Here is a 13,319-nt window from a genome sequence, read left to right as displayed (position 1 = left end):
GTAATGTAAGAAGGCATCTTTATCGTGGCCTACGTTTACAAATGCGGCGTTGAGTCCAGCAACTGGCTTTCTTATTTTAGCAATAAATATATCGCCGACTTGAAAGTTGCTTGCTTCTTGTTCTTTGTGTAATTCAATTAGTTTTCCATCTTTTAATAAGGCAAAATCAACGGCTTCAGAACTTGATCGGATGATTAATTCTTTATTCACACGTTAAATTTTTATCCGAACTTTTTGGCTGAACGCTGAACACTAAAGGCAGAAAGCAAATTGCTTACCGCTTATAGCTTGTAGCATAAAACCGATCAGTAAGGATGGATTAAACAATATTTTAACAGGTATTGGTACCCGGTGAGTCTAGATTGCTGGATTCTTGGATTGTTAGATTTTTAGAAACCTAACAGTCTAACGATCTAATAATCTGATCTCCATTTCAATGAACGTTTAAAAAGAAAAAAGTAGTTTTTAGACTACTTTTTCTTTTTATGACGGTTAGCTCTCGCTCTTTTTTTACGTTTGTGCGTCGCTACCTTATGTCTTTTTCTTTTTTTACCGCTTGGCATGGTATGAGGTTTTTAGATTAATAATAAGTTTTTAAACTGCTACTTCAGTTTTAGTTTTTACTCCTTCTACAAATACTTTAGCAGGTTTAAATGCTGGAATGTTGTGTGCTGGAATTTTTATTGTAGTATTTTTTGAAATATTTCTACCTGTTTTTTCTGCTCTTGTTTTAATGATGAAGCTTCCAAATCCTCTTAAGTAAACATTATTACCACTTTCTAATGATTCTTTCACTTCTTCCATTAGTGCTTCAACTGTTGCTTGAACATCTCCTTTTTCAAGACCTAATTTTTCTGAAATTTTCGCTACGATATCTGCTTTCGTCATTTTCTTTCGTATTTAATATTTATTGTAAATTTTTTTGAGAGTGCAAATATAGGAATTAAAAAAACAATATTTCAAGTATAATGGATTAAAATTTAATCACATAATGAATTACTTTTACGCTTTTATATTTTCAAATGCATTTTTATAACTCATTATTGTCTTGGTATTTACAAAATAAACGCGATTTACCCTGGCGAAATACAACCGATCCGTATCCCATTTGGCTTTCGGAAATTATGCTGCAGCAAACAAGAGTTGCGCAAGGTTTGCCTTATTTTATGAGTTTTATGGAGGCTTTCCCAACTGTTTTTGATTTGGCTAAAGCCGATGAAGAACAGGTGTTAAAGCTATGGCAGGGCTTGGGTTATTATTCTCGTGCCCGAAATATGCACCAAACTGCCAAAATAATTGCGCACGAATTCAACGGAATTTTCCCAAATAACTATCATGATTTACTTCAATTAAAAGGAATTGGGCAATATACCGCCGCAGCCATTGCTTCCTTTGCTTTTAACGAGGCCGTTCCGGTGGTAGATGGCAATGTTTTTAGGGTGCTGGCTCGTTATTTAAATGTCTCAACTGATATTGCATCGGCGGCAGCCAAAAAAGAATTTACCGAATTGGCACAAGAATTAATGCCAAACGACAACCCGGCACAATTTAACCAAGCCATCATGGAATTTGGTGCCTTACAATGCGTGCCCAAAAATCCCAACTGCAGCCAGTGTGTATTGAACTCCAGTTGTGCTGCTTTGCAAAAAGGCACCGTTAGTCAATTGCCAATTAAGTTGAAAAAAACTAAGGTCACCAATAGGTACATCAATTACATTGTGCTATTAGACCCTGCACACCATACCCTTATTAATAAACGAACCGAAAAAGGAATTTGGCATAATTTATATGAATTCCCTTGTATTGAAACCGAAACCGAAATGGATTATGCTTCCGTAAACCATTTAATTTTGGAGCAATTTCAGAACTATAACATAGAATCGGTTGTGCCCTTTAACACTTCTACAATAATTCATAAGTTATCCCATCAAAAACTACATATTAATTTTTTTAGCGTTGGCGTCAATCAAGAAATACCAAATGGAATTGCTACAGAGGAGATTAAAAAATACCCTTTCCCCATAGTAATTTATAATTTTATTGAAAAATATTCTATTTAATTTGTATTTTTGATATACTTTAAAAATCTATTATCATGTATGGAACATTAAATAAAGTAATGCTTATCGGTCATCTTGGTAGTGAAATTAAGATGCATTATTTTGAAGGTGGTAACAGCATTGGTCGGTTTTCTTTGGCTACAAATGAGGTTTATATTAATAAACAAACCAATGAAAAAATCACTTCAACCGAGTGGCATAATTTGGTAGTGCGAAATAAAGCAGCCGAAATTTGTGAAAAATACCTTTCAAAAGGAGATAAAATATATGTAGAAGGCCGAATAAAATCGCGCCAATGGCAAGCTGAGGATGGCTCTACAAAATACACTACCGAAATTCAAGTTACCGAATTTACTTTTTTAAATGTAAAAAAAGATACAGAAGCTAATAGACAAATGCAGGATTCTGAGTCAAAAAATAGTACATTTGACAACTTGAATGATCCTATTGAAAACGATTTACCTTTTTAAATAACCAATATTATTGACTTTGGACCCAGAGCCCAGTTTTACACAATTTAATTTTGATTCCAACTTTTTCATTGGAATTATTGGAATAGTTTGCCTTTTATTTTGCACTGCAATGGTTGCAGCTGCAGAAGTAGCGCTTTTTTCTATATCTAAAAAAGATTTATCAGATCTATCTCAAAGCAATCCAACAAAGCACAATGTGATCCACCAATTATTAGGGAAACCCAAAAAATTATTGGCTACCATATTAATTGCTAACAACTTCTTACATATTGCTGTAGTGGTTTTATTTTCATTTTCGTTGGATAAATTGTTTTCCATGATTGCCATTCCGGCGGTAAAATTTGGAGTAGAAGTATTATTAGTTACTTTTTTAATTTTACTATTTGGAGAGGTACTCCCTAAAGTATATGCAAGCAGAAACAATGTGAAGTTTGCCTGTTTTATAGCTTTTCCGATATTAATATTAAGTCGGATTTTATCTCCTGTAAGTTATCCGCTTAGGGGAATTAGCAGTTTTATTCAAGAGAAATTAGGAAAACAAAAAACCAATTTTTCTGTAGATCATCTCTCGCAAGCGCTTGAACTGACTTCTACTGAAGAAACAACTCATGAAGAACAAAAACTGTTGGAAGGGATTGTTTCTTTTGGAAACACCGACACCAAACAAGTCATGAGTCCGCGTATTGATATTTTCGCATTAGAAATTGACGCTCCGTTTTCGGAAATACTTCCAAAAGTAATTGATAAAGGCTATTCTAGAATTCCGGTTTATGAAGACAATATAGACAACATAAAAGGCGTTCTGTTTGTGAAAGATTTAATTCCGTATATCAATTCGGAAGATTTTGATTGGAAAACCCTACTTCGAGAGCCGTTTTTTGTACCAGAAAACAAGAAGTTGGATGATTTGTTAAAGGATTTTCAAAGCATGAAAAGTCATTTGGCAATTGTAGTAGATGAATATGGCGGAACCTCTGGATTGGTTTCTTTAGAAGATGTCATTGAAGAAATTGTAGGTGACATAAGCGATGAATTTGATGAGGAGAACGTCAGTTATTCGCAAATTGATGAAAAGAACTTTTTATTTGATGGAAAAATCAATTTAAAAGATTTTTTTAGAGTGATTCCTGTAGACGAAGATATCTTTGAAAATCGAAAAGGAGAAGCCGAAACATTAGCCGGATTTATTCTAGAATTGCTTGGTAATTTTCCGAAAAAAGGTCAAAAAATAGCATTTGAAAATTGTTTATTTACGATAGTAATTTTAGACAAAAAAAGAATCAAAAAAATAAAAGTAACCATTGATGGGTAAATTGTTAATTTATGGAAGCACACTATTTTGTAGTGTCATGATGTTGGTGGGATGTAAAAATGAAGTGTTGCCAAAGCCGTCAAGTCAGTTGCGATTGAATTATCCAATTGCAGATTATGTAGCTTTTGAAAATAATTGTCCGTTTACATTTAATATGAATTCGGATGCAAAAATTAAAGAAGATAAAGAGTGTGGTTTTTCAATTAATTATCCTAAGATGAAAGCCACTATTTATTTAACCTACAAACCGGTTAATGGCAATATCGATAAGTTACTTCGTGATGCTCAAAAATTAACATATGAGCATGTTATTAAAGCGGATGATATTTTAGAACAACCTTTTATTAACTCTGAAAAAAAGGTATATGGGATGTTTTATAAAGTTTCGGGGAATGCCGCTACCAATTCACAATTTTATGCTACTGATAGTGTAAAACATTTTCTAACCGGGGCGGTTTATTTTTATGCAAAACCCAATTTTGATTCGATTATGCCTGCGGCAGATTATATACGAAATGACATGCAAACCTTGATGGAAACATTAAAGTGGAAATAAAAAAGGAACTCAATGAGTTCCTTTTTTATGTTAGTTAGTTCCTGTCTTTACATTGGAAACTTTGTAGGTTTTCCCATCACCGGTAGTTTCAACTGCTTTAACTAAATCGTCTGATTTTAATTTATCTAAATCAAAATTTACAGTTGCTAATTTTTTATCAAAATCAACTTTCGCATTTTGAACACCATCCATTTCAGATAATTTTTTTTCGATAGTTTTAGCACAACCCTCTGGACAAGTCATTCCGTCTATAGTAAATGAAGCTGTTTGTGGTTTTACAGCAGCAGCTATTTCCTTTTTGGCATCTGTTTTTTTAGTTGTTTCTACTGATGCTTTATCGTTGTTTTTACAACTTACAAAAAACAAAGTAGCCATTGCAAGTCCTATAATTGAATTTTGAATTTTCATTGTTTTTATTTTTGATATTGGGATTAATCTATTTGTTTAAGCAAAATTACAGTAAATTTTATTCGACAATTCATAAAATTATGTCAAATTTGTCTTTTCAAATACAATTCGATGCAAACCAAACAACTTCAATGGACTTTATTGGTCGTGCTTTCTTTAATATGGGGAAGTTCTTTCATCTTAATTAAGAAAGGTCTTTTGGGATTGTCTCCCTATCAATTGGGGGCTTTGCGAATTATTTTCACTGCTTTGTTTTTATTACTGATTGGATTTAAAAGTCTAACCGAAATTAAACTCCACCAATGGAAGTACATTGCTGTTACGGCTTTATTTGGTACGTTTATTCCAGCATTTCTTTTTGCTATTGCAGAAACAAAAGTGAGTAGTTCCATTTGCTCGATATTGAATTCGCTTACTCCTTTAAATACCTTATGGTTGGGATTTTTAGCATTCGGACTTTCGTTTAAACGAAGTCAGTTTATTGGGATTATTATTGGATTAATAGGAACAGCAGTGCTAATTTTTAATGGCAAACAAGAATCTTCCGACAACAATTACTACGCGATTTTGGTAGTTATAGCCTCGGTTTGTTATGCAATAAATGTGAATTTGATTAAGAAGTTGCTTTCAGATGTAAAGCCATTAAGTATTACCACAGGAAACTTTTTGGTGCTATTGGTTCCGGCATTACTTGTATTATTTTCTACAGATTTTATAAGTGCATGTACCCAGCCGCAAACGCAACATGCCATGTTGTTCATTATGATTCTTGGCATTGTTGGAACCGGAATTGCAAACATTTGTTTCTTTAAACTAATACAAATATCCTCACCGGTTTTTGCTTCTTCGGTTACTTATTTAATTCCTATTGTAGCCTTCTTTTGGGGCTTATTAGATCATGAAATGCTTACTCCTTTTCAGTTTTTTGGAGCCTTTATAATTTTGATTGGGGTATATTTAGCCAACAAAAAATAATCTTACATTAAAAAAAAGACCGTCAATATTGACGGTCTTTTAATATGAGTTTGATTCTAATTATTGAAAATCAGCATCAGTTACCCCTTCGTTAATTTTAACATCAGTTACTTTAATTTCAATATCTCTTCCTTGAGACATTACAATATTGTGAGGGATTTTTATTCCTTTCACTTCTTTATAATCTGTGTAGCTAATTGTTGAAGTCATTTTTTGTCCGTTTCTTTCTGCGGTTGTAGATGACATAACTTTAAGACCTGTTTTCACGTCATAGTATAAAGTTGATTTTCCATTTTTAATTGCATAGGCATCGCTTCCATTTATTGGCTCAATCCCATCTAAAGTTACATCGGCTTTTTTAGACAATAGTAATTCTTCAAATGTTGTAGCAGTTGCTTTTTTCTCTGCAAATTCTTCTGGGGTTAAATCTTTCTTCTGACCTTGAGCAGCAGAATACCCCGAAGTATCTCCAATTACTTGTTTAGACAATTCCATCATTCCAACTAATTCTAATTTAGTGAATGTTCTTCCTTTAGAATCTTTTTTAGAAGTATAAGAAAGTGGAGCCGGAGCACCTTCAATTTCTGATGAACCTGTTATAAATAAAGTTTTCACACCTGCTACAGCTTTAGCACCACCAATTGCAGTAATGTAAGAATCTAAAACAGTTTTAACCGTTACACCTGCTGGAGCTGGTTTTTTCATTTTAGGTTTTTCAGTTGGATTACCGAATTTGTCAAAATAGAAAATAGGAATTTTTAATTTCTCTAATCCAGGAATAACATCGGCACCTTTTCCGGTAACCAAAATTCGCATGTTGTCTGCAAGTACATATTTATTCATTACACGCATTACATCGTCTGCAGTTACTGCTTGAATGTTTTTAATGTAATTTTCGTAGAAATCGGCAGGTAACCCTTCGGTTTCGATGTTTAATGCATAACGAGCTACAGTTTGTGGTTTTTCAACTTGCATTACAAATCGACCTACATACCCTGCTTTTACATTGTTAAGCGCTTCATCGGTAACTTTTTCTGTTCTAATTCTTTTAATTTCTTTGATGAATTCTACTACAGCACTATCCGTGACATGTTTCTAACTTGAGAATTGGCTTTGAATTTACTTACAGTATATTTATTTACACCAATACTTGAGCGCGCACCATAAGTCCATCCGTGAGCTTCTCTTAAATTCATGTTTAAATAGCTATTAAAATCCCCTCCTAAAACTTGGTTCGCCACAATTACTGGGAAATAATCTGGATCGGATAATTTTAAATTCACTGAATTAACCAATGAAATTTCTGATTGCACTGCATTTGGCATATCCACAAAATTAATTTGGGTATACTGAACGTTACTTGGTGCTGTATAAGAAACATTTGGCGCACTTGCTTTAACCCAAGGACCAAATAATTTTTCAACCATTTTTTTAGTCTCCTTGAAATTTACATCTCCAATAACAACTAAATAGGCATGTTCTGGAACAAAGTACGTCGCATAATGTGATTGTACATCATCTAGAGAAACATTATTGATGGTTTTTTCGGATAAATATTCTCCCGCTGGATGACTTTTACCATAAACTAAAACATTCTCTACACGGCCAGCAACAACAGGAACGCTTTTTTCTTGTGTTTTTAGGCCCTCAATTAATTTCTCTTTTTCTTTATCAAATTCTACTTGAGTAAAGTTTGGGTTTAAAGCACCATCAGCCATTAATTCTAATATTCTTTTTGAATATTTAGAAAGTCCGCTTGCATAGGCACCGTTGGTACTAAAATTAATATCTGCACCAAGGAAATCTATTTCTTCATTGAAAGCGTCTTTGGCAATTTTTACAGAACCATTACCAATTAAGCTTCCTGTTAATTCATCAACTCCTTTTTTATCGCCTTCAGCATAAGGCGCCGTATCAATAGATAAATTAAAAGAAACTCTAGGCAATTTATGATCTTCTACAACCAATACTTTTAAGCCATTTGGCAGAGTAAATGATACTGGTTTTTTAATATTAATTGTAGGAGATGGTCCTGGTTTTGGTTGTGGTCTGTCTTGTGCTTGCATAGTCATAGTTAAAAACAAGCCCGATAATAATATAATTGATTTTCTCATTTTCTTATTAATTTATTTGTTTTGCTTTGCCGGTTCGCTTGGGCTCGAGTCAGCTTTATCTTTGGCAGGAATATAATCCAAAAGTAATCTTTGATTTGGATTCAAATATTTTTTTGCAACGGATCTAATTTCTTCCGGAGTAATAGAGTTATAAATATCTATTTCGGTATTAATTAAATTCACATCTCCATACAATAAATAATAGGTAGCTAAATTATCTGCAATTCCCTCAACACTAGCGTTTCCACTTACGTAATTATTTTCGTATTTATTTTTTAATTTTTGAAGATCGGTAACAGAAATTAAGTCGGTTTGTAATTTTACAATTTCTGCGTCTACTTCATTAATAATGTCTTTAGATGTAAACTCCCCTTGTGGCATTCCATAAAGAATATACGTTCCATAATCTTCTTGGTTGTAACTAAAAGCACCTATTTGAAGCGCCATTTTTTTATCGTCTACAATTTTCTTGTATAATTTTGAACTTTTACCATCACTTAAATAAGTAGAAATAAAATCCAAAACTCTAGCGTCTCTTGTTTTCATTGAAGGCGTTCTATAGGCAGCAACAACCATCGGTTTTTGAATATTTGAATCTTCAAAAGTTGCATTGATAGGTTGTGTAATTGGATCTTCAACATACGTTTGACGCACAATAGCTGGACCTTTTGGGATAGATCCAAAATATTTTTGAATCCATTCTTTTGTTTGTGTTGGATTGCTAATATCTCCAGCAACAATTAATACTGCGTTATTTGGAATGTAGAATTTTTTATTAAATGCTTGAAACTCTTCCAATTTAGCAGCATCTAGGTGTTCCATAGAACCAATGGTTGTCCATCGGTAAGGATGTTTAGTAAACATATGCTTTTTTACTTGCGGAATCAATTGCCCGTATGGACTGTTGTCATAACGCAATCTTTTTTCTTCTTTTACTACTTCATTTTGAGTGTCTACCCCAATTTGATTAATTACCGGATGCATCAATCTTTCCGATTCCATCCATAAACCTAACTCTAAATTATTTGAAGGGAAAACTTCGTAGTAGTAAGTTCGGTCTTCGGTAGTGTTGGCATTATTGGTACCTCCATTAGAAGTTACAATTTTAAACCATTCGCCTCTTTTAATGTTTTCGGTTCCTTCAAATAAAAGGTGTTCAAAAAAGTGGGCAAAACCAGTACGATCTGGTTGTTCGTCTTTAGCCCCAACGTGGTACATAACCGAAGTTATCACAACTGGTGCTGATGGATCGTTATGCAAGATAACGTGCATTCCATTTGCTAAATCATATTCCTCAAAAGCAACCTTTTGGGCATGAGCGGTTCCTCCTAGCATAAGCATTAAACTTAAAGCGATTAAAGATTTTTTCATAAAACTATTACATAATTAGTTGATAGAGCAATAAGTATGTCTATTGCAAAAAAAGTTACACGAAGGTACATATTTTTTTATCGATTATTGGGTAATTTTAATTAAAATGAATAGTAGGTATTCTAGTAATCTGATAATTACAAAAAAAGTTTTTTAAATTAGGGTTGTAAGTCAAATATTTATTTATATATTTGCATCCTTAAAAAAATTAACTAAACAATTTGTTATGTACGCAATCGTAGAGATAGCAGGGCAACAATTTAAAGTAAGCAAAGACTTAAAGGTTTATGTTCACCGTTTATCTAATGAAGAAGGATCAAAAGTTTCTTTTGACAAAGTTCTTTTATTAGATGACAATGGAACTATCACTTTAGGCGCCCCAGCTATAGAAGGTGCTTCAGTAGAAGCAAAAGTGTTACAACACTTAAAAGGTGATAAAGTAATCGTTTTCAAAAAGAAAAGAAGAAAAGGTTACAAAAAGAGAAACGGTCACCGTCAGTATTTAACACAAATCCTTATTGAAGGAATTAGTGCTACTGGTGGAAAGAAAGCAGCTCCTAAAAAAGAAGCAGCTCCTAAAGTTGAAAAAGCAGTAGAAGAAGCAGCGGCTCCTAAAAAAGCAAAAGCAGCTCCTAAAGCTGAAAAAGCAACAGAAAAAGTAGCAGCTCCTAAAAAAGCTAAAAAAACAGATAGTCAAGAGTAATAACTTATAAAACCAAAACATCATGGCTCACAAGAAAGGTGTCGGTAGTTCGAAGAATGGTAGAGAATCACACTCAAAACGTTTAGGCGTTAAGATATATGGTGGTCAAGCTGCAATTGCTGGTAACATTATCGTAAGACAAAGAGGTTCAAAACATAATCCAGGAGAAAACGTATACATTAGTAAAGATCACACTTTACACGCTAGAGTTGATGGAATTGTTAAATTTCAGAAAAAAGCTGGCGATAAGTCGTTTGTTTCTATTATTCCTTTTGAAGCATAATCTAAATTTATTTTAGATATCAAAAAACCCGTTCTATTTAGAACGGGTTTTTTTGTATGGTAAAAAATAAAAACCATCCTTTCGGATGGCTTTTTTGTTATTCTTTCATTTTGAATGTATCCATAAATGCTGTGGTGTAATTTCCTGCAACATACTCTGGATCTTCCATTAATTGTCTGTGAAACGGGATGGTCGTTTTAATGCCTTCGATATAAAACTCATCTAAGGCGCGTTTCATCTTGTTTATTGCTTCTTCTCTTGTTTGCGCAGTAGTAATTAACTTAGCAATCATCGAGTCGTAATTTGGCGGAATTGTATATCCAGCATAAACGTGAGTATCTAATCGCACTCCGTGTCCTCCTGGCGCATGTAAAACGGTGATTTTACCTGGCGAAGGGCGAAAGTCATTGTATGGATCTTCGGCGTTAATACGACACTCAATAGCATGCAGATTTGGGAAATAATTTTTTCCAGAAATTGGCACACCTGCAGCAACCAATATTTGTTCTCTAATTAAGTCATAATCTACAACTTGCTCAGTAATTGGGTGCTCTACTTGGATACGGGTATTCATTTCCATGAAGTAGAAATTTCTATGCTTGTCAACTAAGAATTCTACAGTTCCTGCTCCTTCATATTTAATATATTCTGCAGCTTTAACAGCAGCTTCTCCCATTTTATTTCTCAATTCATCAGTCATGAATGGAGATGGAGTTTCTTCAGTTAATTTTTGATGACGGCGTTGTACTGAGCAATCTCTTTCAGACAAGTGACATGCTTTTCCATAAGAATCTCCAACAATTTGAATTTCAATATGACGTGGCTCTTCAATTAATTTTTCAAGATACATTCCGTCATTTCCAAATGCAGCAGCTGATTCTTGACGTGCGCCTTCCCAAGCTTTAAGTAAATCTTCTTGTTTCCATACAGCACGCATTCCTTTTCCACCACCACCAGCTGTAGCTTTAAGCATAACTGGATATCCAAATTCACTAGCTAATTTTTCAGCTTGTTCATACGATTCTAAAATTCCAACAGAACCTGGTACACAAGGCACACCTGCTTCAATCATGGTAGCTTTAGCCGAAGCTTTATCTCCCATTCTATCAATCATTTCTGGTGCTGCACCAATAAATTTGATTCCGTGTTCTTGGCATATTTTAGAAAACTTAGCATTTTCTGATAAAAATCCGTAACCTGGGTGAATAGCATCAGCATTTGTAATTTCGGCAGCAGCAATTATGTTTGGCATTTTTAAATACGACAAATTACTAGGTGCTGGACCGATACAAACAGCTTCATCCGCAAACTTCACATGCAAACTTTCTGCATCAGCAGTAGAATAAACTGCTACCGTTTTAATGCCCATTTCTTTACAGGTTCTAATTACTCTTAAAGCAATTTCCCCACGGTTGGCAATTAATATTTTTTTAAACATCTTTTATGATTAGATTGTTAGACAATTGGATTGTTGGATTGTTAGATTGCTTAGTCATTTGCTGACGTTCACGTATTGGATTATTAGAAATTGTTATAAAATCTACTAATCGAAAAAATCTAATAATCTAAAAATCTAAATTATGAAGGATCTACTAAGAATAATGGTTGATCAAATTCTACAGGTGACATATCGTCAACAAGAATTTTCACAATTTTTCCTGAAATTTCAGCTTCAATTTCATTGAATAACTTCATTGCTTCAACAACACAAAGTACATCTCCTTTTGAAATTGCAGACCCAACTTCAATAAAAGCTGGTTTATCTGGTGCTGGTTTTCTATAAAAAGTTCCAATCATAGGTGATTTAATAGTCACATATTTAGAGTTGTCCTCTGCCGCTGCAGGTGTTGCAGGTGCTGCTGGAGCAGCAACTGGTGCTGGAGCAACTGCTTGCGGAAGGGCCTGAGGCATTGGAGCTTGTTGTAAATAAGTGATTTCTGGAGAATTCCCTTCTACAGTAGTTCTGATGGTAATCTTTACATCTCCTGTTTCTAATTTTACTTCTGCAACTCCAGTATTAGATACAAATTTGATTAGGTTTTGAATTTCTTTTAAATCCATAATATTATTTGTTTTAGTTATAGTTTTATTGTTTGTTGTATGCCCATTTTAGGTAAATAGCTCCCCAAGTAAATCCGCCTCCAAAGGCAGCAAATATAAGGTTATCCCCTTTTTTAAATTTATTTTCAAAATCACTCAACAGCAATGGTAATGTAGCCGAAGTTGTGTTTCCGTATTTTTGGATGTTTACCAACACTTTATCTTCTTCAAGTTCCATTCTGGAAGCTGTTGCATCAATAATTCTCTTATTAGCTTGATGTGCTACTAACCAATTCACGTCGTCTTTAGTTAAATTATTGCGTTGCATGATTTTATCACTCACATCTGCCATACCAGAAACTGCATATTTGAATACTGTTTTTCCGTCTTGAAAAACGTAATGTTGACTGTTTTCTACTGTTTCTTTAGAAGCTGGTAAAATAGAACCACCTGCATCTATTTTTAGATATTCTCTACCGATACCGTCCGAACGCAAATATTCATCTTGTAAGCCAAGTCCTTCATAATTTGGTTCAAATAAAACAGCGCCACCACCATCGCCAAAAATAATGCACGTTGCTCTATCGGTGTAATCAATAATTGATGACATTTTATCGGCACCAATCAACAATACCTTTTTGTACCTACCAGATTGTATGTAGGCAGCAGCAGTAGACATTCCGTAAAGAAAGCTTGAACAAGCCGCTGATAAATCAAAAGCAAAAGCATTGACAGCACCAATTTGTGTTGCCACATAAACTCCAGTTGTAGCTACCGGCATATCTGGAGTGGCGGTTGCCATGATTACTAAATCTATTTCGGCTGGATCTAAATTGGCTTTTTGTATTAAATCTTGTGCGGCTTTTATGGCTAAATAAGAGGTTCCTTTTCCTTGTTCTTTCAACAATCTTCTTTCTTTTATCCCAGTTCTTGTAGTAATCCATTCATCATTAGTATCGACTAAAGTTTCTAAGACTTGATTTGAAAGGACAAAATCTGGAACATAACCACCAACAGCGGTGAT

13 protein-coding genes and 2 pseudogenes are annotated in these 13,319 nt (G+C 34.0%); 7 read left to right on the top strand and 8 right to left on the bottom strand.

All coding sequences use genetic code 11. The features are described from left to right. Both ACKOWY_RS10055 and ACKOWY_RS10050 read right to left on the bottom strand, forming a co-directional pair. Positions 1-210 (bottom strand): annotated as a pseudogene (locus tag ACKOWY_RS10055) (ribonuclease E/G); the annotation flags it as partial. A gap of 384 nt (positions 211-594) precedes the next feature. Continuing rightward, positions 595-888, bottom strand: coding sequence for an HU family DNA-binding protein (locus ACKOWY_RS10050; protein ID WP_408941311.1), 294 nt, complete (start codon positions 886-888; stop codon positions 595-597). A gap of 134 nt (positions 889-1,022) precedes the next feature. Here ACKOWY_RS10050 and mutY point away from each other — a divergent pair, with 134 nt between their 5' ends. Genes mutY through gldD form a run of 4 tightly spaced genes read left to right on the top strand, consistent with a single transcriptional unit; the run spans position 1,023 to position 4,401 of the window. Continuing rightward, positions 1,023-2,060: an A/G-specific adenine glycosylase gene (gene mutY / locus ACKOWY_RS10045; protein ID WP_408941310.1), complete on the top strand. Its 1,038-nt coding sequence runs from the start codon at positions 1,023-1,025 to the stop codon at positions 2,058-2,060. A 35-nt stretch (positions 2,061-2,095) separates the two neighbouring features. Next, a complete protein-coding gene (locus tag ACKOWY_RS10040; protein WP_408941309.1) occupies positions 2,096-2,530 on the top strand; it encodes a single-stranded DNA-binding protein in 435 nt (144 codons plus the stop codon). Positions 2,531-2,549: 19 nt separating this feature from the next. After that, complete coding sequence (locus ACKOWY_RS10035) at positions 2,550-3,845, top strand: gliding motility-associated protein GldE (RefSeq protein ID WP_408941308.1); 1,296 nt, start codon at positions 2,550-2,552, stop codon at positions 3,843-3,845. Next, a complete protein-coding gene (gldD, locus tag ACKOWY_RS10030; protein WP_408941307.1) occupies positions 3,838-4,401 on the top strand; it encodes a gliding motility lipoprotein GldD in 564 nt (187 codons plus the stop codon). Before ACKOWY_RS10035 ends, gldD begins: the two co-directional genes overlap by 8 nt. A 30-nt stretch (positions 4,402-4,431) precedes the next feature. Here the strand turns inward: gldD and ACKOWY_RS10025 are convergent, their stop codons facing one another. Further along, the gene (locus ACKOWY_RS10025) at positions 4,432-4,809 is read right to left on the bottom strand and encodes a heavy-metal-associated domain-containing protein (RefSeq protein WP_408941306.1); all 378 of its coding nucleotides are present in this window, start codon (positions 4,807-4,809) and stop codon (positions 4,432-4,434) included. A 111-nt stretch (positions 4,810-4,920) separates the two neighbouring features. Between ACKOWY_RS10025 and ACKOWY_RS10020 the strand changes: the two genes are divergently transcribed. Beyond that, a complete protein-coding gene (locus ACKOWY_RS10020) occupies positions 4,921-5,784 on the top strand; it encodes a DMT family transporter (RefSeq protein ID WP_408941305.1) in 864 nt (287 codons plus the stop codon). A 60-nt stretch (positions 5,785-5,844) separates the two neighbouring features. On the opposite strand, the pseudogene ACKOWY_RS10015 reads toward ACKOWY_RS10020, so the two are convergent. Both ACKOWY_RS10015 and ACKOWY_RS10010 read right to left on the bottom strand, forming a co-directional pair. After that, positions 5,845-7,898 (bottom strand): annotated as a pseudogene (locus tag ACKOWY_RS10015) (insulinase family protein). 12 nt (positions 7,899-7,910) lie between these two features. After that, entirely contained in the window at positions 7,911-9,269 is a 1,359-nt protein-coding gene (locus ACKOWY_RS10010; protein WP_408941304.1) for a M16 family metallopeptidase, read from the bottom strand. 226 nt (positions 9,270-9,495) lie between these two features. Between ACKOWY_RS10010 and rplU the strand changes: the two genes are divergently transcribed. Continuing rightward, complete coding sequence (rplU, locus tag ACKOWY_RS10005; protein WP_408941303.1) at positions 9,496-9,972, top strand: 50S ribosomal protein L21; 477 nt, start codon at positions 9,496-9,498, stop codon at positions 9,970-9,972. A 22-nt stretch (positions 9,973-9,994) separates the two neighbouring features. Next, positions 9,995-10,255 carry a 50S ribosomal protein L27 gene (gene rpmA / locus ACKOWY_RS10000; RefSeq protein WP_353084491.1) on the top strand — a complete coding sequence of 87 codons (261 nt, stop codon included), beginning with the start codon at positions 9,995-9,997 and terminating at the stop codon, positions 10,253-10,255. Positions 10,256-10,352: 97 nt separating this feature from the next. On the opposite strand, the gene accC is transcribed toward rpmA, so the two are convergent. From accC to ACKOWY_RS09985, 3 genes are all read right to left on the bottom strand, one after another. Then, entirely contained in the window at positions 10,353-11,693 is a 1,341-nt protein-coding gene (gene accC, locus ACKOWY_RS09995; RefSeq protein ID WP_408941302.1) for an acetyl-CoA carboxylase biotin carboxylase subunit, read from the bottom strand. A 140-nt stretch (positions 11,694-11,833) separates the two neighbouring features. Next, positions 11,834-12,316 (bottom strand): acetyl-CoA carboxylase biotin carboxyl carrier protein, encoded by a 483-nt coding sequence (gene accB, locus ACKOWY_RS09990; RefSeq protein WP_408941301.1) that lies wholly within the window; start codon positions 12,314-12,316, stop codon positions 11,834-11,836. Positions 12,317-12,341: 25 nt separating this feature from the next. After that, positions 12,342-13,319 (bottom strand): beta-ketoacyl-ACP synthase III (locus ACKOWY_RS09985; RefSeq protein WP_408941300.1); only part of this gene is annotated, 978 nt, incomplete at its 5' end.

It is taken from the genome of Flavobacterium sp. (assembly GCF_046073885.1).
Taxonomy (GTDB): domain Bacteria; phylum Bacteroidota; class Bacteroidia; order Flavobacteriales; family Flavobacteriaceae; genus Flavobacterium.
The sequence above is the reverse complement of the archived record's forward strand: the minus strand, read 5'-3'. Positions and strand labels throughout refer to the sequence as shown.

Bases quoted from the DNA above. Each gene is read 5' to 3' on its own strand.
- rplU (WP_408941303.1), top strand. From the start codon at position 9,496: ATGTACGCAATCGTAGAGATAGCAGGGCAACAATTTAAAGTAAGCAAA.
- ACKOWY_RS10025 (WP_408941306.1), bottom strand. From the start codon at position 4,809: ATGAAAATTCAAAATTCAATTATAGGACTTGCAATGGCTACTTTGTTT.
- ACKOWY_RS10020 (WP_408941305.1), top strand. From the start codon at position 4,921: ATGCAAACCAAACAACTTCAATGGACTTTATTGGTCGTGCTTTCTTTA.
- accC (WP_408941302.1), bottom strand. From the start codon at position 11,693: ATGTTTAAAAAAATATTAATTGCCAACCGTGGGGAAATTGCTTTAAGA.
- ACKOWY_RS10010 (WP_408941304.1), bottom strand. From the start codon at position 9,269: ATGAAAAAATCTTTAATCGCTTTAAGTTTAATGCTTATGCTAGGAGGA.
- ACKOWY_RS10050 (WP_408941311.1), bottom strand. From the start codon at position 888: ATGACGAAAGCAGATATCGTAGCGAAAATTTCAGAAAAATTAGGTCTT.
- rpmA (WP_353084491.1), top strand. From the start codon at position 9,995: ATGGCTCACAAGAAAGGTGTCGGTAGTTCGAAGAATGGTAGAGAATCA.
- accB (WP_408941301.1), bottom strand. From the start codon at position 12,316: ATGGATTTAAAAGAAATTCAAAACCTAATCAAATTTGTATCTAATACT.
- mutY (WP_408941310.1), top strand. From the start codon at position 1,023: ATGCATTTTTATAACTCATTATTGTCTTGGTATTTACAAAATAAACGC.
- gldD (WP_408941307.1), top strand. From the start codon at position 3,838: ATGGGTAAATTGTTAATTTATGGAAGCACACTATTTTGTAGTGTCATG.
- ACKOWY_RS10040 (WP_408941309.1), top strand. From the start codon at position 2,096: ATGTATGGAACATTAAATAAAGTAATGCTTATCGGTCATCTTGGTAGT.